Origin of the sequence: Mesorhizobium sp. M0217 (assembly GCF_040321955.1) — a bacterium.
Taxonomy (GTDB): Bacteria; Pseudomonadota; Alphaproteobacteria; order Rhizobiales; family Rhizobiaceae; genus Mesorhizobium.
In genome coordinates this window covers 63,426-82,082 of the sequence record NZ_JAMYSN010000005.1, presented here as the reverse complement: position 1 = coordinate 82,082, position 18,657 = coordinate 63,426, and the positions used below count along the sequence as shown (strand labels likewise).

Below are 18,657 nucleotides of genomic sequence, written 5' to 3'. Positions count from 1 at the left end.
TTTCTTGTGAAAGGTCGAAATAAGAGGGAGTATAGCCAATCTATTCCCAAAGCGCGTCGCGCCCGAGGGAACGCGGCCTGCACCAGGAGCACCTTAATGGATCGCCTCGACAGAAAAATTCTCCGCCTCCTGCAGGAGGACGCGACGCTCGCGGTTGCCGATGTCGCCAAGAAAGTCGGCCTGTCGACGACGCCGTGCTGGCGCCGCATCCAGAAGCTGGAGGAAGAGGGAGTCATCAAGCGGCGGGTCGCCATCCTCGACCACGAAAAGGTCAATGTGCGCGTCACCGTCTTCGTGTCGATCCGCACCAATTCGCACAGCCATGAATGGCTGCGGCGTTTCTCGGAAGTCATCCAGGAATTTCCCGAAGTTGTCGAATTCTACCGCATGAGCGGCGACGTCGACTATCTCCTGCGCGTCGTGGTGCCCGATATCGCCGCCTATGACGCCTTCTACAAGCGGCTGATCGCCAAGATCGAGATCCGCGACGTGTCGTCGTCCTTCGCCATGGAGCAGATCAAGTACACGACCGAAATGCCGCTCGACTACATGCTGCTGGACAAGGAATCCGGCGCCAACGCGGCCTGAGCGCGGTTGTCCGTGACTGGGTGGTGACGCTGCACAAGCAGGCGGCGCTTAGTTTTTCTTTTTGTTGAGGAAACTCCAGGGCGAGTTGACCGGCAGCGTGATCGTGTCCGGCACCGTGTCGACTGCCACCACATCGGCTTTGCGTACGGTGTAGCCGGACTGGATGATGCTGACGCCGTCGAGAATGAACAACTGGCTCTTCTCCAAGCCGGGCCGCAAGGCGCCGGTCACGGCAACCGACTCATAGGCCTGCGACATCTTGTAGGGACGGGCCGGCGTCACCAGCACGATCTGGTTGGGCGGCGGCGTCGGCATGTGGCTGCAAGCGCCTGTCCACGGCACCAGCAGGAACTGGTAGACGAGATCGCCATCACGGTCGACCGGCAATGCATAGCCGGCTAATTGTACCGTCTTGTCCTGCAGGTTGAGCGACAATGTCTCGCCACGATCGGGCAGTTTTGCCGCAATCATCGGCAGGCCGGCATCTTCGGCCACCGCCTGCGTCGCCGGGCGGAGATCCTTCCAAAAGATATGCGCGGTTTGCGCTGAGGCGTCGAAGGTACCGGCTGTCAACAACGCGGCTGCAAGCGCGAGGGTCGATTGGAGATGTTTGGTCATAGGCCGAGTAAAGACGTCCTGGCCAATTGCGTCAACGCTTGAGCCGCATCATATGTCTGCGAGAGCCGGCGGCCAGGTTGCGTCGGCAAACGGGTTGCCAGGTCAGCCTTTTCTGGCGGCGATCCGCTCGATGATCTTGGCATTGGTGAGTTCCCGTACGGCGTCCTTGCCAATCCAGCGAGCCGTCTTGTCGGTCGACTGGGCCAGCCGTTCGGCCACGGCAAGGGCAGCACCGTGCATCTCCAACGATCGCTTGCCGATCGAACGAAGCGCCCAGTTTGCCGCCTTCTTCACGAAATTGCGGCTGTCGGCGGCATGCGCTTCGATGATCGGCAGGAAGCCGAGGAAAGTCGCCACCGGCTCCTGCTTCCGGTGCACGACGGACCACGCCATCATGGCAAAGGCCGTGCGTCGAACGAACTCGCGCTCGTCCGCCGCGAACTCTTCAATCAGCTCCTTCCAGGCGTCCGTGTCGACGAAGAGATCGGAGACGCCGTCGACGATGTCCCAGGAATCGAAGGACGCGGCCCATTGTCGTGCTTCCGCGGCTGAGAAGCGCTTCGGGTCGGCCGTGACGGAAGCGATGAACTGCGCCTCCATGATGCCGGTCTGCCAAAGCTCGAAAGCACGCTCGTGGTTGCGCTTGATCTTTTTGGCGATCTGCCGCTGCATGCCATGCGAGATGCCGAGCGCGCGCTCGATCTTGATGCCGTAGCGCAGCATACCGCGGCGATTGTCCTCCAAGCCGATCGAGCGCAAATGGGCGACGATCTCATCGGCGCTCGATTGGGGCGAAAGCTCGGCCATTGCGAACGCCTACTTCTCCAGTCGCGCAAGCAGGGACGACGTATCCCAGCGCTTGCCGCCCATCGCTTGCACATCCTTGTAGAACTGGTCGACAAGGGCGGTCACCGGCAGTCTCGCGCCATTGCGGTCGGCTTCATCGAGGCAGATGCCGAGATCCTTGCGCATCCAGTCGACGGCAAAGCCGAAATCATATTTACCGGCATTCATCGTCTTGTGGCGGTTCTCCATCTGCCAGGACCCGGCAGCGCCCTTGGAGATGACTTCGATGACCTTCTCGATGTCGAGCCCGGCCCTCTTGCCGAAGTGGATGCCTTCGGCCAGTCCCTGCACCAGCCCGGCAATGGTGATCTGATTGATCATCTTGGTGAGCTGGCCGGCGCCCGACGGCCCCATCAGCCCGACCATGCGGGCAAAGGCGTCGATGACCGGCCTGGCCCTGTCGAAGGCAGCCTGCTCGCCGCCGACCATCACCGTCAGCACGCCGTTCTCGGCGCCCGCCTGCCCGCCGGAAACCGGCGCGTCGAGGAAGGAAAAGCCGGCCTTTTCAGCGGCGTCGGCCAGTTCGCGCGCGACTTCGGCCGAGGCGGTGGTGTTGTCGATGAAGACGGAGCCTTTTTTCATCGCGGCGAAGGCGCCATGGGCCCCGGTCGTCACCGAGCGCAGATCGTCGTCATTGCCGACGCAGGAGAAGACGAAATCCTGGCCCTCTGCGGCGTCCGCCGGCGTCAAAGCAAGCTTGCCGCCATGCTGGGCCACCCATTGTTCCGCCTTCGCCGCGGTGCGGTTGTAGACGGTGACGTCGTGGCCGCCTTTGTTCCTGAGGTGCCCGGCCATGGGATAGCCCATCACGCCAAGACCGAGAAATGCCACAGATGCCATGGGTTTGCCCTTCAGACGGAACGGAATTGTCTTGGACAGCTCTAGGCTCTACGCGCCATTCGTCAAGACGCGCATGAGCCGATCGACTGGTACAGCCGAACGCTCAGCGGATCAGATGAATGGTGATCCGCCGCTCGATCCATTCGACGCCGTGGCGCAGGATCTCGACCATCACCAGATAGACGATGGCGACCCAGACATAGGCCTGGAAGTCGAAGGACTTGGCGTAGGCCAGCTTCGCGTTGCCCATCAAATCATAGACGGTGATGATGGCAACGATGGCGGAGGCCTTGATCATCAGGACGAGTTCGTTGCCATAGGGCCGGAGCGCGACGATAAACGCCTGCGGCAGGATGACCTTGCGCAGCGTCTGCAATTTGTGCAGGCCGAGCGAAGCAGCGCCCTCCCATTGGCCCCTCGGAACACTTTCTATGGCGCCGCGCAGGATTTCGGCCTGGTAGGCGGCGGTGTTGAGCGCGAAGGCGAACACACCGCAATTGAAGGCGTCGCGGAAGAACCACCACAGTCCGAAGGATTCGAGTTGCACCCGGAATGAGCCCAGGCCGTAATAGACGAGATAGACCTGGACCAGCAGCGGCGTGCCGCGGAAGAAATAGACATAGCAATAAGCCAGGACGGACAGATAGCGGTTCTTCGACATGCGGGCATAGGTGACAGGCAGCGAAAAGAGCGCACCGAGCACCATCGAGATGGCCACCAGCGCAAGCGTGGTTCCCAAGCCCTGCAGATAGGCCGGCGCGTATCTGGCGAAGAATTCGCCATTCCAAGCGTAAACCAGATAGACGGCGATGCCGATGCCGAACAGGATCCAGAAGCCGACCAGCGCGTAGCCGACGATACGGGCCCGCGGCCAGCCTCGCGCCCGTGGTGGTGGCTTCTCGATGTCGACGGCGGCGCGCGTCACGACGCTCATCGTGCCTCCCTCCTCCCGAGCGAACGCAGGATGAAGCCGGTGGCGATCGACGACAGGATGGCAAGGATAAGGAACACCATCGCCGCGACGCTGTAGAACAGGAAGGAATGTTTGGTGACACGGGCCGCCACGCCGGCGTTGCGCAAGGTTTCAGCCAGATTGACGACCGACACCAGGGCCGTGTCCTTGAGCAGGCTCAGCCAGCAATTCTCAAGGCCGGGGAAGGCGATGCGCAGCAGCTGCGGCAGGATCACCTTGCGCATCGTCTGCCATTTCGACAGCCCGATCGCATAGCCGCCCTCATACTGGCCCTTCGGAATGGCGCGAAAGGCCGACAGGAAGACTTCGCTGGAATACGACGAAAAGATCAGCGACAGCACGATCATGCCGGCGAGGAAGCTGTCGACATCGACCGTCGCTTCCGGCCTGAACAGACGGATGACATACTGCAAGAGGATCGGCATGCCGAAGAAGAACAGGAAAAGCGTCACCAGTTCCGGCAGTCCGCGAAACACCGTGGTGTAGATGTTGGCAGCCACGCGAAGCGACGGCTCTTCGGATTGTTTTGCCCAGGCGACGAAAAAGCCGATCGTCAGGCCGATCGGCAGTGTCGCCAGCGCGAGCGCAATGGTGACCAGTGCGCCATAGGCAATATCGTCAATCCAGCCATCGGGTCCCCAAGTGAGAAGTATCCATATGTTCTGGCTTGGCATTGACGGGTCTTGTCTCCACTTCTGTCAGGCCAAGGCGGCAGCAGGAAATTTCCGCTGCCGCCTTGTTTCAGACGATCAGGACTCGGCGCCGAAGACGTCGAACTTGAAGTACTTGTCGTTGATTTCCTTGTACTTTCCGTTGGCGCGGATTGCGTCGATGGCGCTGTTCAACTTGTTGACCAGATCCGTCTCGCCCTTGCGCACGGCGATGCCGGCGCCCGGTCCAAAGATATCGACCGGCTGCGGCGAAGGCTGGCCGAGAATCTTGCAGCAGGCGCCATCAGGCGAATCCAGGAACTGTTGCAACACGACGATATCGTCCTCGATCGCGTCGAGACGGCCATTGGCGAGATCAGCCTGCTCTTCGGGGCTGCTCGGATAGCCCTTGACCGTGCTGTCCGTATAGGTTTTCGAGGCATAATTGAAATGCGTCGTGGTGGTTGCGACGCCGATGGTCTTGCCGGCCAGGTCTTCCTTGGTCACGCCCTTGAGGGTCGAATCCTTGGGTACCGCGATCGCCGACGGCGTGTTGTAGTATTTGTGGGTGAAGTCAACCTTCTCGGCGCGCTCCGGCGTGATCGACATCGAGGCGACGATGGCGTCGAACTTGCCGGCCTGCAGGGCCGGAATGATGCCGTCCCAATCCTGGGCGACGAAGGTGCACTTGACCTTCATCTCGTCGCAGAGCGCCTTGGCGATGTCGATGTCGAAGCCCACGAGCTGGCCGTCGGAGGTCAGGTTGTTGAATGGGGGGTAGGCGCCTTCGGTGCCGATTCTCAGGGTCGTTTCCTGAGCCTGGGCGACGCCGAGCGTCAGCAGCGCAGCCGATGCGGCGAGCGCGATACGCAGTGCAATACGCATGATAGTCCTCTCTTTATGGCTCCCGGCCGTCGTTCCGGAACGGCTCTGTGGGGCGGTGCTTTTGACCGCCCGCTGGCGCGATACTCCCACTGTTTTCGGGAGAAAAGCAACTGTAAAACCGTTGCTTGCGGGATTTGCGGGTCCAGCCAATGCCGACGCCGGGTTAATGCATGTCGCCCAAAAGTGCGCAGCGGTTTTGGGACGACGACATGCATAAATAAAACAACCTGAAGCGCGTCGCATGAGGCCGTTCAGGCGCGACGCGCTTAGACAATGCAACGGCTGAAGAGGGCGGCTGACCCGGGCGAGGGCAGGGGCCTCAAGGTTTGAGGCCGGTCATGCGCTCGATGAAGTCGGCTATCCCTCCCGTGTCGTCGAGATCGAACACAGGCAGGCTTTCGCCGGTAACCGCGAAGTCGGCGGCAATCGCCACGATATGTCCGTCGTTCGCCGACAGCGGCGAGCGGTCCTTGGCCTCCCGCCGCCGGGTCTCGATCTTTTTGTGCGCCTCGCGCTTGTAGCCTTCGACCAGCACGATGTCGCACGGGGCCAACCGCGACAGGACCGTCTCCAGCGTCGGCTCGTCCTCACCGCGCAATTCATGCATCAGCGCCCAGCGTTTGCCCGACACCACCGCGACTTCGGTGGCGCCCGCCTGGCGGTGACGAAAGCTGTCGGCGCCAAGCTTGTCGATGTCGAACTCATGATGGGCGTGTTTGACCGTCGACACTGTCCAGCCGCGCCGGACGAGCTCTGTGACCAGCTTCTCGGTCAGTGTGGTCTTGCCGGAATTCTTCCAGCCGGTGATGCCGAAGATGTTCATGGGCCGATGCTCTGCAACAGACGCTCGGCCACCGCAAGGTCGTGCGGTGTGTTGATGTTGAAGAACGGGTCGATCTCGTCACTGCCGTGGGTCAGCAACGGAAATTCCACTTCGACACAGTCGTGCCGCTCGATGAAGGCGGAGACGCGCCTGTTGTCCTCGTCGATCAGGAAATGACGCAAGGCCTCACGCAGCCCGAGCGGCCACAGCGCGAAGGTCGGATGCTGCCGGCCGCCGGAACTGGCAACCGCCATCGAGCCCGGCCGACTGGTCGCGGCAGCGGCCAGCTTTGCCACCAGATCCACCGGCAGGAACGGCGTGTCGCCGGCGGCCGTCGCCAATGCCTTGAAAGCGGTATTCGCTGCCGCCCATTCGAGGCCGGTGAGGATTCCGGCAAGCGGTCCGGCATAGCCTTCGACCGTATCGGCGAGAACCGGAAGACCGGCCGCGGCGAAGCGCGCCGGGTCACCATTGGCGCTGACCGCCAGCGATCCGACCTGCGGCGCCAGGCGGGCAACGACATGGTCGAGAAGCGGACGCCCGCCAAGCGCCAGCAAAGTCTTGTCGCCGCCGCCCATGCGCCGTGACAGGCCTCCGGCCAGGATAATTCCTGCAATGTCTTGGCTCATGGCCAAACTATATGCCGTCCGGCGCCATGTCGGGTCCAGCGCTTTCGGCTGCGGGTTTTTGCCGGCCGGCGACCCGCTCGCGATAGAGCGCGTAGAGGCCGGAGCCGATGATGATGGCGGAGCCGAAGATCATCGGCAGGTCGGGAACATCGCCGAAGATGATGAGGCCAAGCAGCATCGACCAAAAGAGGGCGGTGTAGCGGAATGGCGCAATGAAGGAGATGTCGCCGGCCCGCATTGCCATGATGATGAACTGGTAGCCGATCAGCACCAGCACCGCCGCCAATGCCAACAGTGCCGTGCCTTTGCCGGACATCGGCGTCCAGCCACCCATCGGCGACAGCAGCACGGCGCCAACGATGGTCATGGCGATTGCCGTTGCCGTCGACACCAGCAAGGTCGGGATAGCCCTCGGGATGCGCTTGGTGGCGAGGTCACGTACTGCGCAACAGGCGACGCTGACGAGTGCGTACAGCGAATAGACGCTGAAGCCTTCGAAGCCTGGCCGCACGATGATCAGCACGCCGCCGAAGCCGACCGCGATCGCCAGCCAGCGCCGCCAGCCGACCGCTTCGTTGAATACGAGTGCGGCCCCCATCGTCACCGCCAGCGGCAGCGCCTGCAGCACCGCCGAGACATTGGCGATCGGCAGATGCGCTAATGCCACAAGGAAGGCGACGGTGGCGCCGGCCTCGGCGACCACGCGAAGCGCCACCAGCGGCTGCAGCATCGACCTCGGTCGCGCGAGCGCGCCTTGCTGCCAGGCGAGCAGGCCGACGAGCAGCGACGCAAAGGTGCCGCGCACCAGCATGACCTGCGCCATGTTCATCGATTCCGACGAGAACTTGGTGATGGCGTCGTTGAGGGTGAAGCCGATCATGGCCACCATCATGCACAGCGCGCCGCGAATGTTTGGGGAAAGAGGCAAGGGCGTTACCGGTTTTGCAAGAGCAATTCCAGGAAAAGTGTGAAACGGTTTTCCGTCCGGAATTGCGTGAAAACAAAGAATAAAGCGGTTTGACGTTTCGGCGAAACGGTGAACCGCTCAAGCCTGTAGCAGCCGGCGGCAAGACAGCAACGTCAAAGAAATAGGCCACGGATTTTCACCCGTGACCCATAGAAATCCCTCAGAGGGCTGGCCGGATGACCAGCAGGCTCATTTCGGCGTCAGCACCTCGGTGCCGCTGCCGTTCTTGCCGGCGATGGTCCACAGGCCGTGCAGCGAGCCGTCATCCTCTACCTTGTAGACGACAAGACCGATTTCCTTGCCCATGACATAGCCGGCGGAAAAGGCATCGTCGTTGCGCATGCAGATGCCGTCCGACGATGATCCGCCGGTCTCCCAATGGATGGTACAGGTGGTCTCGCTGGTCAGCGTGATGGTGGCTTCGCCGCCATATTTCGAGCCGTCGAAATTGGTGCCCGCGACGGTGTAGCTGCCACCGATGGACTGTGCTGCTGCCGGCGCGGCGGCAAACCCAAGCATTGCAAGAGAAAGTAAGAATGTGCGCATGTCGTATTCCCCCAAACCGAGCGACGAGCCGCTATGTCCAGGAATCTAGGCTCGAACGCGCTTGCGGTAAATCCGCCAGCTATATGCGCATGAGACTTTTTCTGGTGTGTGTCCGAAAAGCTCACGGTCCTTTGAGGCTGCCGGCAATGGCGCCGACCAGCGGATCGTATTTCGCTTTAACGGCCGGCGGATAGTCGATCCGCACGGTGCGGATGACGCCGTCCTTGCCGAACAGGCGCCGTTCGTAAAAAATCTTGCCATCCTTCAGTCCCGACAGCACCGCCCAGTTCTTGCCGGTCTTGCTGTAGCTGATCTGGTAGCCCGCTTCCTTGATTGCCTTCTCCTCGGCGACGAGGCTCTTTGGGGTGTCGTCACTGACGTTGAAAATACCGGAGCAGATCAGGCTGGCGCCGTCGGCGCTGAGCCACTGCTGTCCGTCGCCATTGTACGGCTCGGGCTGGCGATCGGTGAAGATGTCGTCGGGAAAGGTGCAGACCGTGCCGAAGCGCGCATTGGTGTAGGTGAACGGCGCTGCATTGGCGCTGCCTGCCGCGATCAGTGCAACTGCCAATCCAATGGAAAGACGCTTCATTCGATGTCTCCAGCCGACAATGGGAGACATTCCTTGCACCAAATCGCGGAGAAAATCAGCCGCCGGTGACGCTCATATGTCTCGACACCGACGGGCGGCTGGTGCGGCGGTCGATGATGAAATCATGGCCTTTCGGCTTGCGGCCGATCGCTTCGTCGATGGCAGCAGCGACCAGTTCGTTGCCTTCGGACGCACGCAGCGGGGCGCGCAGGTCGGCGGCATCCTCCTGGCCCAGGCACATATAGAGCGTGCCGGTGCAGGTCAGCCGCACGCGGTTGCAGCTTTCGCAGAAATTATGCGTCATCGGCGTGATGAAGCCCAGCCTGCCGCCGGTCTCTGCGACATGGACGTAGCGGGCCGGACCGCCGGTCTTGTAGGGGATGTCGCTCAGCGTGAACTGGCGCTCGAGCGAAGCGCGCAGCAGCGACAGCGGCAGATACTGGTCGGTCCGGTCGGCGTCGATCTCGCCCATCGGCATGGTTTCGATGACGGTCAAGTCCATGCCGCGGCCATGCGCCCAGCGCATCATCTCCGGCAGCTCGACGTCGTTGAAGTCCTTCAGCGCAACGGCGTTGAGCTTCACCTTCAGCCCCGCCGCCTGCGCGGCATCGATGCCTTGCATGACCTTGCCGAGATGGCCCCAGCGGGTGATGGCGTGGAACTTGTCGGCATCGAGCGTGTCGAGCGAGACATTGATGCGCTCGACACCGCAATCGGCAAGCTCGGCGGCAAAGCGCGACAGCTGCGAGCCATTGGTGGTCAGCGTCAACTCTTCCAGCGCGCCGCTCTTCAAGTGCCGCGACAACTCGCGCACCAGATGCATGATGTTCTTGCGCACCAGCGGCTCGCCGCCGGTGAGGCGCAGTTTGCGCACGCCCTTTTCGATGAAGACGGTGCAGAGCCGGTCGAGTTCCTCGAGCGACAGCAGGTCCTTCTTGGGCAGGAACGCCATGTCCTCGGCCATGCAATAGGTGCAGCGGAAATCGCAGCGGTCGGTGACCGACACGCGCAAGTAGCTGATCGTGCGACCGAAGGGATCGATCATGTCCATGCGTTCAAGCGTTTCCAATGCTGCGAGTGGTGCCGTTATATACGGCTATGTGATACGATCCAACCCGCCATTCAAGATAGCCGCTCTCGATCTTTGGTGACATTCCCCGGCCGACATCCGATGTCGGCCGGGTCCAAATGGCCTTTTCCGCTCGCGCGAAGCAGCGTAGGGAAGGGCGGATCGATGCGGGATGCAGAACAATGACGGCGCCGAAGGAACTCAGGGTCTCGAAGGACAGAAAACTGCTGTCCGTCACCTTTCCCGATCATCGGCCGTTCGAACTGCCGGCCGAATTGCTGCGCGTCGCTTCGCCCTCGGCCGAGGTGCAGGGCCATTCGCCGGACCAGCGGGTGACGGTTCCCGGCAAGCGTAACGTTGCTATCCTGAAGATCGAGCCGGTCGGCAACTACGCCGTGCGCATCACCTTCGACGATTTTCACGACACCGGCATCTTCACCTGGAATTACCTGCACACGCTTGGCCACGAAAAGGACGCGCGCTGGAATGCCTATCTCGCCGAGCTCCAGGAGAAGGGACTGAGCCGCGACCGCTAGTTCGGCACTGTCGGCAAAACGTCATTGACTGGGGGTAACGCTGGCAACAGTTCGGAGACGGGAAAATGTCTGACATCACCACGGTCGAACAGCTCGAAACCCTCTACGGCCTGCCCGGCGAAGCGTCGACGGTCAAGGAACTCGACCACGTCATTCCCGAATATGCCGCCTTCATCGAAGCCTCGCCTTTTGTCGCTTTGGCGACGAGCGGGCCGGAAGGGCTGGACTGCTCGCCGCGCGGCGATCTCGCCGGCTTTGTGCGCATGCATGACCCGAAGACGCTGATGATGCCGGACAGGCGCGGCAACAACCGCGCCGATTCGCTTAAGAACATCATCCGCGATCCTCGCGTCGGGCTGCTGTTTCTTGTGCCGGGTTCGGGCACGACGCTGCGCGTCAACGGCCGCGCCCGCATCGCCACCGACGCCGCGCTTTGCGCCTCCTTCGCCGTCGAAGGCAAGCCGGCGCGCTCGGTCACCGTGGTCGATGTCGATTCGGTCTATTTCCAGTGTGCCCGCGCCATCGTTCGCTCGGAGCTGTGGAACCCGGCAAAGCACGTCGACCCGAAATCGCTGCCGACACCCGGAACAATCCTGGAAGTCACCAGCCGCAAGAATATCGATGCCGGTACTTACGACAAGGAATGGCCGGAGCGGGCGAAGAAGACGATGTGGTGAGGTGGGAGGCGCGTGGATCGAACGGCTCAGGTATCCTTCAGCACGTCATAGATCTTGCGCATCTGTTCGCCGATCATGTCGCACTGTTCCGCTGTCGACTGGCTCATCGCCTTTTCGATCAGCGCCATATGCACCTTCAGCGCCTTCATCAAAAGCTCCGTGCCGGCCTCGGTAAGCGTCAGCCGCAGCACGCGCTTGTCCTTCTCGTCGCCTTCGCGGCGCAGCAGGCCGCGCGCCTCGAGCTGCGGCAACAGCATGGTGATGTTGGAGCGGCCGACCAGCAGTTTGCGGGCGAGATCGTGCTGCGACATGCCGGGATGGCGATAGAGGTTCATCAGCACGTCGAGCTGCGCCGGCTTGAGATCCAGCGGCGCCAGCTTTACCGCCAGCGCACGCTCCAGCACATGGCAGGCGCGCGCCACCGCGACCCAGTTGCGAAAGCGCGGGTTGTCCCAGGGCAGCTCTTGTTTAATGTTCATGTTTGAACTATTATGTTCATGCTTGAACGGAATGGATGGACCGCCACTATGGCATCATTTGGACTGAAGGTCATCCGGGGCGTGTTCCGCGCCGCCGAGCATGTGGCGCCCCGCCTGAGCGGGCGCGCCGCCTTCGAACTGTTCTGCCGCACGCCCAGCGTCAAGGCGCTCAGCGACGGCGAGCGGCGTGCGGTCGACCGCGCCGCCGGCTTCATGGCCGAGGCGCGCCATCATCGGCTGACGACCAAGGCCGGCTGCGTCATGGTGCACGAATTCCGGCCCGAGCCGGGCAGGGCGTCCGCCGGCACGGTGCTGGTGGTCCATGGCTGGCGTTCGCGCACGGAATATATGCGGGCGCTGATCGAAGGCTTTCGCGATGCGGGCTACCGGGTCGCCTCGCTCGACCTGCCGGGCCATGGCCAGTCGCTGGGCCGTCATCTCAATATGGTCAATGCGGTCGAGGCGGTCAGGGTCGCCGGCGAATGGTTCGGTCCGTTCAAGGCGATCGTCGGCCATTCCTTCGGTGGCGCCGTCGCCGCCAATGCCATTGCCGGTTCGATCAAGGGTATCCAGCCCGTCGCGGCCGAGCGGCTGGTGCTGGTCGCCGCGCCAAGTTCCCTGCCGGCGATCTTCGCCGACTTCAGCCGCATGCTCAATGTCGGTCCGCGTTCGCAGGTTTCCATGGCCGATCAGGTGAAAAGGCTGTCGGGCCGGCCGCTGCATGAATTCACCGGCGACCGCCAGTTGGCTGAGGCGCCGGTGCCGACGCTGGTCATCCACGCGCCGGACGACCGCGAAGTCCCCGCCGATCATGCCACACGTTATGCCGGCGCCGGCAGCCATGTGCGGCTGCACTGGGCCGATGGGCTCGGCCACCGTCGCATTCTCGCCGACAAAGGTGTTGTCGAACGCGCTGTGACTTTTGTCAAAAACGAGCGCGAGCCGATACTGCATTGATTCCAATGGGTGTATTGTCGACTCCGACAACGCCGGAGCGGTGAGCTAACCGTTCTTCTTGCCGCCCGGCTCGACGGGCAATCCGGCCGCCTTCCAGGCGGTATAGCCGCCAAGGATGTGCTTGACCGGCGACAGCCCCATATCCAGCGCCGTCTTGGTGGCCAGCGCCGAGCGCCAGCCGCCGGCGCAAAAGAAGACGAAGCTTTTGCCCGAGGCAAAGAACGGCTTGTGGTAAGGGCTTTCGGGATCGATCCAGAATTCCAGCATGCCGCGAGTGACATGTTTGGCGCCGGGGATCTGGCCGTCCCGCTCGATCTCGCGTGGATCGCGCAGGTCGACGAAGATGGTGTCCTCGTCGTCGAGCAGCCCGGCCGCTTCCTCGGGCGAGACCACCTCGATCTCGGCATTGGCCTCGTCGAGCAACTCGCGATACCCTTTTTTCACGGATGATCCCTCCCGGCGCATTTCGCCGCCGACTGGATTTCCAGCACAAGCTCCGCGCTTTGTCACGCTGTTCCGACCAGCCCCTGCCACGCCGCCATCGCTCCGGCCACTGTGGCCATCAGCGCTTCGCACGAGGCGCCGTCGCGGGCCTGGATCGACATGCCGTGCTGGACCGTCGCATAGAAGGTCGCCGCCGCGTTGCTGTCGAAGCCCGCCGGCAATTCGCCTTCCGCCACACCGCGTTCCAGCCGTCTCAGCAAGAGGGTGTGGTTTTCGGCGCGGCGGCGGCGCAAATCATCGCAGATCGCGCCGCTGCTTGAATCCTGGTGCAGTGCGCCCAGCGCGATGAGACAGCCCTGCGGGCGGTCGTCCTGAGAGTACGCTTTTGCCGTCTGGCGCAGGAAATTCTCGATCGCCTGGCATGCCGTCGGCGCTTCGTCCAGCGCGCTCCAGATCTCGGTGCCTTCGTTGCGGGTGTAATACTCGGTCGCTTCCAGAAACAGCGCCTCCTTGCTGCCGAAGGCGGCATAGAGGCTGGGCGAGCTGATCCCCATCGCCGCGGTCAGGTCGGCGATCGAGGTGCCCTCATAGCCTTTGGCCCAGAACAGCTCCATCGCCTGCCGCAAGGCGGCGGTTCGATCGAAGGTGCGGGGACGGCCTCTTTCCGGCATGACGATCTTTTCTGTGTTGATCGATACATAATTCACTTGACGTCGCCAGGCAAGGTTGCCAGATATTTATGTATCGATCGTTACATAACGGAGAATGACATGTCAGCGAACGGATTGAACGGCAAGGCAGCACTGGTCACCGGCGGCAGCCGCGGCATAGGTGCTGCGATAGCAAAACGGCTTGCGGCCGATGGCGCCGACGTCGCCATCACCTACGTCAACAGCTCGGCGCCGGCCCAAGCTGTCGTCGCCGAGATTATAGCGGCAGGTGGTCGCGCGATCGCCATCCAAGCCGACAATCGCGACGCCGCCGCCATCGAAGGCTCGGTCGCCGAGGCGGTGAATGCCTTCGGCCAGCTCGACATCCTGGTCAACAGCGCCGGCATCTGGCGCGCGGCGCCCATCGAACAGATGTCGCTGGCCGACTTTGACGAGACCATTGAGGTCAATCTGAGAGCGCCGTTCGTGGCCTCGAAGGCGGCAGCGGCTCACATGGGCGAGGGCGGCCGCATCATTTCGATCGGCAGCAATCTGGCCGAGCGCGTCACCGACACCAGCCTCAGCGCCTATTCGACCAGCAAGGCTGCGCTGGTCGGCCTGACCAAGGCGCTGGCGCGAGACCTCGGTCCGCGCGGCATCACCGCCAACGTCGTTCATCCCGGTTCGACCGACACCGACATGAACCCGGCCGAAGGCCCGCATGCCGAACACCAGCGGCGGAAGATGGCGACGCCCCGCTTCGGCAAGGCTGACGAGATCGCCGGCATGGTTGCCTGGCTCGCCGGTCCGGAAGGGCGCTTCGTCACCGGCGCCGCGCTCACCATCGACGGTGGCGCCAACGCCTGAAGCAGCAGCCGCTTTGACCGGTCTGGAGCGGCAACGCCGCTCCAGACGTCACGATGTTGTGAAACCGTTCTGCAACAGGCCTGCGGAAATTTATGGAAGCTTAACGAAATCGGTATGAATCGGTATAGTAGCGCCTTACATCCGCCATGCGGTTGGCAAGATCGTCTAGCGGCGCGGAACGGGAGCCGGCTTGCAGCCGGAGCGGGTGATTAATGAAATTCCTCGGAAATAAAGCCACCGTGATGCCGCTTGCAGTGGCGGCAGCACTGGCCTTCGGTGTGCCGCAGGCAAGCGCGCAAGGCCTGTTCGACATGCTGTTCGGCGGTGGCGTCAAGCACAGGCCGCAAGGCGAATTCCCGCCGCCGCCAAAGCGCAAGCCGAAGCCCGCCGTATCGGGCGGCGGCGGCACCAGGATCAGCAGCCCGTCCTACTACACCTACAAGGCCGACCGGCTGGTGCGCGTCGACTTTGCCGCGTTGGTGGCAGCACCTCCCCAGGTGGCAACAGCTGAAGACGCCGCCTTTGTGCCGTCGGCGACCAGCACTGCCTTCCGCGAAGCCGTTGCAGGCCTTAGTGACTATGAACTCTATGCCGAGCCCGATATCGCCAAGGCACTGATTGCCTATTACTCTGCCAATCCTGATTTCATCTGGGTGAACGAGGGCAATCCCAATGCCCGCGCCCAGGATGCGGTGCGGGTGCTTGGCGAAGCCGCAAGCTATGGTCTCACGTCGGCCGACTACACGGTCGAGGTGCCGGCAGCTAACGCATCGGCAGTCGATGCCGACGCCCATCTGAAGGAACTCGTCCGCTTCGAGATGGCGCTGTCGGCGCGCGTACTGCGCTATGCCCGTGACGCCCAGAGCGGGCGCGTCGATCCCAATCGCATCACCGGCTACTATGAATTTCCGCCGAAGCCGGTCGACATGGAAGGCGCGCTCAAGACGCTGGCTCACACCCAGGAAGTGCGCACCTACCTCGAATCGCGGCACCCGCAGAACGCGGAATATCAGGCGCTGCGCGTCGAACTTGAATCGCTGCAGGCGAGCGCCGAAAACGAAATCGTCGTCGATCCCAAGCTGTTGCTGAAGCCCGGCGAGACCAGCGCCGAACTGCCGAAGCTGCTGACGCTGATCGCGCGCAATCTCGACGACGAGATGGGCGGCGCCTATGGCGAGATCCTGTCTCGTCTCGGCACCAGCGATGTCTATGTTCCCGAACTGGTTCCGATCATCAAGGCCGTGCAGGTGAAGGCCGGCATGAAGGGCGATGGGGTCATCGGCCCGCGCACCGTCGCCTCGCTCGCCGGCACGTCCAAGGCCGACAGGCTGCAGAAGGTGCAGGTCGCGCTGGAAGAATTGCGCTGGATGCCGTCCGATCTCGGCAGCGCGCGGGTCTTCATCAACCAGCCCGCCTTCACCGCCAGCTATATCGACAATGGCGAGGAGAAGCTGAAGACCCGCGTCGTCATCGGCCGGACCACCAACCAGACCGCCTTCTTCTTCAAGGAGATCAAGCAGGTCGATTTCCATCCCTATTGGGGCGTGCCGCAGTCGATCATCGTCAACGAGATGCTGCCAAGGCTGCGTGGCGATCCGGGCTATCTCGACCGTGCCGGCTACGAGGTGACCGATTCGCGCGGCAGGCGGGTTCCCTCTTCCTCGGTCAATTGGGGCGCCTACGGCGCCAACATTCCCTACAGCGTGCGCCAGCAGCCGAGCGAAGCCAATGCGCTGGGCGAACTGAAGATCCTGTTCCCCAACAAGCACGCCATCTACATGCACGACACGCCGCAAAAATCCTTCTTCCAGCGCGATATGCGGGCGCTCAGCCATGGCTGTATTCGCCTTCAGGATCCGCGTGGGATGGCGGCGGCGGTGCTCGGCGTCTCGGTCGACGACATCGCCGAAAAGCTCAAGCACGGCCATGCCAGCGAAGACGTGACACGCACGATTCCCGTCTATGTCTCCTACTTCACTGCCTGGCCGGACCTGTCCGGCAAAGTCGAATATTTCAACGACGTCTACGACCGCGACACGCGGCTGATGCAGGCGCTGGACGCGACTGAAGCGGTGCGCTCGCCGACGAGCTGAACCAGCGGAGTTCCTCGTTCAACGAACGAGGAACTCACTTTATCTCTCTGGTTTAATTAGATTTTTGGCCGATGGACGGTCGCCCGTTTCCTGCGATCAGCGCTGGATGAGCGGACGCCGGAAGCCGGCGTCGCGGCCCGCGATCAGCCAATAGACCAGACCGGCTACGAGGCCGGCGGCGGCGATGATGCCGATATCGGCCCAGCGTCCGGCATCCTCTTCCGCGGCCGGCCAGACCAGGAAGAAGCCGGCTGCAGCGGCAGCGGCGCCAAACAGCATGTGCACCAGGAAATTGCGCAGGGCAAAGAATTCGGCGAGCAGCGCGAAGATCAGCGTCTGCAGGCCGGTCAGCACGATCGTCAGGAAATAGACGACCATGCCGAGCGGCGGCCACAGCAGCACGACAATGGGCGAAAATTGCATGGCGCCGAAATAGTCCGGCGCGTTGGGCAATACGGCGAGTGCGCAATATATCGCCACGACCGCGAACAATCCGATCAGCACCGAAACGAAATAGCCGGCAAGCATCATCAGGATGCGCTTCAAAACATGCTTAACCATGGCCATGCACCCCCGTGCCCTGCAACTGTTACGCGCACTCAGCCATCAAAGGCGGACCGGCGCAAGAGTGCATCCAGCAGTGCTTTGCGGCAAATCTTCAGGCGCCGCCGCATAGATGTTGTGAATCCGGCAAAACCCATGTGCCTTTTATCGTGAGGTCGACGCCGTAATAGACCCGCCCGCGCTCGTCGCCCTGCGGACAATCCCTCGGGATCGAAATCAGGCACATGACGACAGGATCGCCGGCTTTCGAACTGGCAAGGCCAGGCTCCCGCTCGTAGGAAACCCCGGCGCCGCCATTGCTGAACCGCGCCAGGCTGCCGGCTTAAGGCCGGCGGTTTCCAGCGGGTCGTCGCCGAGCCGCGTCGTCAGCGCGGTGATGTGGGTCAAGGCGCATTGGCCGATCGACGAGGGCAGGGGCTGGTCGGGGCTGCCCGGATGGCGGGCCGCGGTGTCGAGCGCCTTCTTGCCGATCAGGGCGATGTTGTAATCCTGCACCCAGGACGGCGCATTGCCGTAGGTCTGCAGCGCATTGTTCTGGGCGCTGACGATGCAGGCGGCATCCTGCCCACAGGCGTTCCTGTCGTCGATGAGCGCACGGGCGATCTTGCGCTTGTCGCCGCCAAAGGCTGGCTCGAAACCCGTAAAGGCCTCGGCCACCAAGGCATCAATTGCCGACAGTTGCGGGTCGGCACAGATCGCCTTTTCCACCGGCAGGCTGGCTTTGCGGCAGTCGAAGGATGGCCCGTCGGCACGCGCTGGACCAAGGCAGACCGCCGCGCCAGCCAGTGCAACGACAAGCGCAAGCGAGTTGGCAATTCGATTGGAAGAAAGCATGGTCGCCCCGTTGTCCGACAACTGCCACCATCGTAGGCAAAAAACGCGGCGGACGGAATTGCCGAAGCGGTGCGGTATCGGCGCTATTTCGGTTCGGCGGTCACGGGATCGAAGGTGATTTCGACTTTCGCCTTGTCGGCGGTGTAATAGGTCACGGTGTAGCCGTCCTTGTCCCAGTCGACCTCCTTCACATAGCGAAAGCCGTCGCGCTGCTCGACCTTGGCGATGATTGCCGACAGTTTCTGGGCATTCGTCGGCGGCAGTGGGCTGTCATCCGCGGCAAAGGCCGTTGAGCCGGCCAGAAGAACGACGACACCGGTCGCCAGAACAAGATTTCGCATGATTACCCTCATTTGGTATTGAACCGCACCGGAAACTCGCAGGCAGCACAGTTTGTTCCGAGATGTGACGTCGCGCAGGTTCCGTGAAGCCCTGGATCGCCGCGCTCAGAGCGACGGCACGCCCATATTTGCGCCAACCGCCGGCCAACCATGAGTGCTGCCACGGCCCGCGCTGGACAACCCGATGGT

At 62.5% G+C, this 18,657-nt stretch carries 24 protein-coding genes; 6 read left to right on the top strand and 18 right to left on the bottom strand.

Features of this window, described 5'->3' with window-relative positions; all coding sequences use genetic code 11:
* Positions 1-96 precede the first annotated feature (96 nt).
* A complete protein-coding gene (locus NKJ18_RS11300) occupies positions 97-588 on the top strand; it encodes an Lrp/AsnC family transcriptional regulator (protein WP_023669013.1) in 492 nt (163 codons plus the stop codon).
* A 48-nt stretch (positions 589-636) separates the two neighbouring features.
* On the opposite strand, the gene NKJ18_RS11295 is transcribed toward NKJ18_RS11300, so the two are convergent.
* The 12 genes from NKJ18_RS11295 to moaA form a co-directional block, all read right to left on the bottom strand.
* Positions 637-1,206, bottom strand: a complete 570-nt coding sequence (locus NKJ18_RS11295; protein ID WP_023706850.1) for a DUF3299 domain-containing protein — start codon at positions 1,204-1,206, stop codon at positions 637-639.
* A 102-nt stretch (positions 1,207-1,308) separates the two neighbouring features.
* Positions 1,309-2,013, bottom strand: coding sequence for a DNA alkylation repair protein (locus NKJ18_RS11290; RefSeq protein ID WP_023706849.1), 705 nt, complete (start codon positions 2,011-2,013; stop codon positions 1,309-1,311).
* A gap of 9 nt (positions 2,014-2,022) precedes the next feature.
* Complete coding sequence (locus tag NKJ18_RS11285) at positions 2,023-2,892, bottom strand: NAD(P)-dependent oxidoreductase (protein ID WP_352758239.1); 870 nt, start codon at positions 2,890-2,892, stop codon at positions 2,023-2,025.
* Between the two features lie 103 nt (positions 2,893-2,995).
* The gene (locus NKJ18_RS11280) at positions 2,996-3,826 is read right to left on the bottom strand and encodes an ABC transporter permease (protein ID WP_023820729.1); all 831 of its coding nucleotides are present in this window, start codon (positions 3,824-3,826) and stop codon (positions 2,996-2,998) included.
* Entirely contained in the window at positions 3,823-4,539 is a 717-nt protein-coding gene (locus NKJ18_RS11275; protein WP_023669007.1) for an ABC transporter permease, read from the bottom strand. Before NKJ18_RS11275 ends, NKJ18_RS11280 begins: the two co-directional genes overlap by 4 nt.
* 75 nt (positions 4,540-4,614) lie before the next feature.
* Entirely contained in the window at positions 4,615-5,400 is a 786-nt protein-coding gene (locus tag NKJ18_RS11270) for an ABC transporter substrate-binding protein (protein WP_023688509.1), read from the bottom strand.
* 319 nt (positions 5,401-5,719) lie between these two features.
* Positions 5,720-6,223 carry a molybdopterin-guanine dinucleotide biosynthesis protein B gene (gene mobB, locus NKJ18_RS11265; protein WP_352758238.1) on the bottom strand — a complete coding sequence of 168 codons (504 nt, stop codon included), beginning with the start codon at positions 6,221-6,223 and terminating at the stop codon, positions 5,720-5,722.
* Entirely contained in the window at positions 6,220-6,852 is a 633-nt protein-coding gene (mobA, locus tag NKJ18_RS11260; RefSeq protein ID WP_352758237.1) for a molybdenum cofactor guanylyltransferase MobA, read from the bottom strand. Before mobA ends, mobB begins: the two co-directional genes overlap by 4 nt.
* A 7-nt stretch (positions 6,853-6,859) precedes the next feature.
* Positions 6,860-7,780 (bottom strand): DMT family transporter, encoded by a 921-nt coding sequence (locus NKJ18_RS11255; RefSeq protein ID WP_352546195.1) that lies wholly within the window; start codon positions 7,778-7,780, stop codon positions 6,860-6,862.
* A gap of 228 nt (positions 7,781-8,008) precedes the next feature.
* Positions 8,009-8,365, bottom strand: coding sequence for a hypothetical protein (locus NKJ18_RS11250; protein WP_023669002.1), 357 nt, complete (start codon positions 8,363-8,365; stop codon positions 8,009-8,011).
* A gap of 121 nt (positions 8,366-8,486) precedes the next feature.
* Entirely contained in the window at positions 8,487-8,957 is a 471-nt protein-coding gene (locus NKJ18_RS11245) for a hypothetical protein (protein WP_352758236.1), read from the bottom strand.
* Positions 8,958-9,012: 55 nt separating this feature from the next.
* Complete coding sequence (moaA, locus tag NKJ18_RS11240) at positions 9,013-10,008, bottom strand: GTP 3',8-cyclase MoaA (RefSeq protein WP_352758235.1); 996 nt, start codon at positions 10,006-10,008, stop codon at positions 9,013-9,015.
* A gap of 200 nt (positions 10,009-10,208) precedes the next feature.
* On the opposite strand from moaA, the gene NKJ18_RS11235 reads away from it, so the two are divergent.
* Together NKJ18_RS11235 and NKJ18_RS11230 are read left to right on the top strand one after the other, a co-directional pair.
* Entirely contained in the window at positions 10,209-10,562 is a 354-nt protein-coding gene (locus NKJ18_RS11235) for a gamma-butyrobetaine hydroxylase family protein (RefSeq protein WP_023668999.1), read from the top strand.
* A gap of 65 nt (positions 10,563-10,627) precedes the next feature.
* Positions 10,628-11,239 carry a pyridoxamine 5'-phosphate oxidase family protein gene (locus NKJ18_RS11230; RefSeq protein ID WP_352758234.1) on the top strand — a complete coding sequence of 204 codons (612 nt, stop codon included), beginning with the start codon at positions 10,628-10,630 and terminating at the stop codon, positions 11,237-11,239.
* A gap of 26 nt (positions 11,240-11,265) precedes the next feature.
* Here the strand turns inward: NKJ18_RS11230 and NKJ18_RS11225 are convergent, their stop codons facing one another.
* Positions 11,266-11,718 (bottom strand): MarR family winged helix-turn-helix transcriptional regulator, encoded by a 453-nt coding sequence (locus tag NKJ18_RS11225; RefSeq protein WP_023668997.1) that lies wholly within the window; start codon positions 11,716-11,718, stop codon positions 11,266-11,268.
* Between the two features lie 48 nt (positions 11,719-11,766).
* Between NKJ18_RS11225 and NKJ18_RS11220 the strand changes: the two genes are divergently transcribed.
* Complete coding sequence (locus NKJ18_RS11220) at positions 11,767-12,675, top strand: alpha/beta hydrolase (RefSeq protein ID WP_023668996.1); 909 nt, start codon at positions 11,767-11,769, stop codon at positions 12,673-12,675.
* A 45-nt stretch (positions 12,676-12,720) separates the two neighbouring features.
* On the opposite strand, the gene NKJ18_RS11215 is transcribed toward NKJ18_RS11220, so the two are convergent.
* Positions 12,721-13,119 (bottom strand): rhodanese-like domain-containing protein, encoded by a 399-nt coding sequence (locus NKJ18_RS11215; protein WP_352758233.1) that lies wholly within the window; start codon positions 13,117-13,119, stop codon positions 12,721-12,723.
* 62 nt (positions 13,120-13,181) lie between these two features.
* Complete coding sequence (locus tag NKJ18_RS11210; protein ID WP_023710494.1) at positions 13,182-13,790, bottom strand: TetR/AcrR family transcriptional regulator; 609 nt, start codon at positions 13,788-13,790, stop codon at positions 13,182-13,184.
* 99 nt (positions 13,791-13,889) lie between these two features.
* Here NKJ18_RS11210 and NKJ18_RS11205 point away from each other — a divergent pair, with 99 nt between their 5' ends.
* Both NKJ18_RS11205 and NKJ18_RS11200 read left to right on the top strand, forming a co-directional pair.
* Positions 13,890-14,636 carry a 3-oxoacyl-ACP reductase family protein gene (locus NKJ18_RS11205; protein WP_023668994.1) on the top strand — a complete coding sequence of 249 codons (747 nt, stop codon included), beginning with the start codon at positions 13,890-13,892 and terminating at the stop codon, positions 14,634-14,636.
* 212 nt (positions 14,637-14,848) lie between these two features.
* Positions 14,849-16,729: a L,D-transpeptidase family protein gene (locus NKJ18_RS11200; protein WP_352758232.1), complete on the top strand. Its 1,881-nt coding sequence runs from the start codon at positions 14,849-14,851 to the stop codon at positions 16,727-16,729.
* Positions 16,730-16,825: 96 nt separating this feature from the next.
* Here NKJ18_RS11200 and NKJ18_RS11195 read toward each other — a convergent pair whose 3' ends face one another.
* The 3 genes from NKJ18_RS11195 to NKJ18_RS11185 all read right to left on the bottom strand — a co-directional run bounded on the left by NKJ18_RS11195 (position 16,826) and on the right by NKJ18_RS11185 (position 18,468).
* Entirely contained in the window at positions 16,826-17,296 is a 471-nt protein-coding gene (locus tag NKJ18_RS11195) for a hypothetical protein (RefSeq protein ID WP_023668992.1), read from the bottom strand.
* Between the two features lie 213 nt (positions 17,297-17,509).
* Entirely contained in the window at positions 17,510-18,127 is a 618-nt protein-coding gene (locus NKJ18_RS11190; RefSeq protein WP_352758231.1) for a lysozyme inhibitor LprI family protein, read from the bottom strand.
* 83 nt (positions 18,128-18,210) lie between these two features.
* Positions 18,211-18,468 carry a PepSY domain-containing protein gene (locus NKJ18_RS11185; RefSeq protein ID WP_023668990.1) on the bottom strand — a complete coding sequence of 86 codons (258 nt, stop codon included), beginning with the start codon at positions 18,466-18,468 and terminating at the stop codon, positions 18,211-18,213.
* Positions 18,469-18,657 lie beyond the last annotated feature (189 nt).

Coding starts and splice junctions, on each gene's coding strand:
- NKJ18_RS11300 (WP_023669013.1), top strand. CDS start 97: ATGGATCGCCTCGACAGAAAAATTCTCCGCCTCCTGCAGGAGGACGCG.
- NKJ18_RS11295 (WP_023706850.1), bottom strand. CDS start 1,206: ATGACCAAACATCTCCAATCGACCCTCGCGCTTGCAGCCGCGTTGTTG.
- NKJ18_RS11290 (WP_023706849.1), bottom strand. CDS start 2,013: ATGGCCGAGCTTTCGCCCCAATCGAGCGCCGATGAGATCGTCGCCCAT.
- NKJ18_RS11285 (WP_352758239.1), bottom strand. CDS start 2,892: ATGGCATCTGTGGCATTTCTCGGTCTTGGCGTGATGGGCTATCCCATG.
- NKJ18_RS11280 (WP_023820729.1), bottom strand. CDS start 3,826: ATGAGCGTCGTGACGCGCGCCGCCGTCGACATCGAGAAGCCACCACCA.
- NKJ18_RS11275 (WP_023669007.1), bottom strand. CDS start 4,539: ATGCCAAGCCAGAACATATGGATACTTCTCACTTGGGGACCCGATGGC.
- NKJ18_RS11270 (WP_023688509.1), bottom strand. CDS start 5,400: ATGCGTATTGCACTGCGTATCGCGCTCGCCGCATCGGCTGCGCTGCTG.
- mobB (WP_352758238.1), bottom strand. CDS start 6,223: ATGAACATCTTCGGCATCACCGGCTGGAAGAATTCCGGCAAGACCACA.
- mobA (WP_352758237.1), bottom strand. CDS start 6,852: ATGAGCCAAGACATTGCAGGAATTATCCTGGCCGGAGGCCTGTCACGG.
- NKJ18_RS11250 (WP_023669002.1), bottom strand. CDS start 8,365: ATGCGCACATTCTTACTTTCTCTTGCAATGCTTGGGTTTGCCGCCGCG.
- NKJ18_RS11245 (WP_352758236.1), bottom strand. CDS start 8,957: ATGAAGCGTCTTTCCATTGGATTGGCAGTTGCACTGATCGCGGCAGGC.
- moaA (WP_352758235.1), bottom strand. CDS start 10,008: ATGGACATGATCGATCCCTTCGGTCGCACGATCAGCTACTTGCGCGTG.
- NKJ18_RS11235 (WP_023668999.1), top strand. CDS start 10,209: ATGACGGCGCCGAAGGAACTCAGGGTCTCGAAGGACAGAAAACTGCTG.
- NKJ18_RS11230 (WP_352758234.1), top strand. CDS start 10,628: ATGTCTGACATCACCACGGTCGAACAGCTCGAAACCCTCTACGGCCTG.
- NKJ18_RS11225 (WP_023668997.1), bottom strand. CDS start 11,718: ATGAACATTAAACAAGAGCTGCCCTGGGACAACCCGCGCTTTCGCAAC.
- NKJ18_RS11220 (WP_023668996.1), top strand. CDS start 11,767: ATGGCATCATTTGGACTGAAGGTCATCCGGGGCGTGTTCCGCGCCGCC.
- NKJ18_RS11210 (WP_023710494.1), bottom strand. CDS start 13,790: ATGCCGGAAAGAGGCCGTCCCCGCACCTTCGATCGAACCGCCGCCTTG.
- NKJ18_RS11205 (WP_023668994.1), top strand. CDS start 13,890: ATGTCAGCGAACGGATTGAACGGCAAGGCAGCACTGGTCACCGGCGGC.
- NKJ18_RS11200 (WP_352758232.1), top strand. CDS start 14,849: ATGAAATTCCTCGGAAATAAAGCCACCGTGATGCCGCTTGCAGTGGCG.
- NKJ18_RS11195 (WP_023668992.1), bottom strand. CDS start 17,296: ATGGCCATGGTTAAGCATGTTTTGAAGCGCATCCTGATGATGCTTGCC.
- NKJ18_RS11190 (WP_352758231.1), bottom strand. CDS start 18,127: ATGCTTTCTTCCAATCGAATTGCCAACTCGCTTGCGCTTGTCGTTGCA.
- NKJ18_RS11185 (WP_023668990.1), bottom strand. CDS start 18,468: ATGCGAAATCTTGTTCTGGCGACCGGTGTCGTCGTTCTTCTGGCCGGC.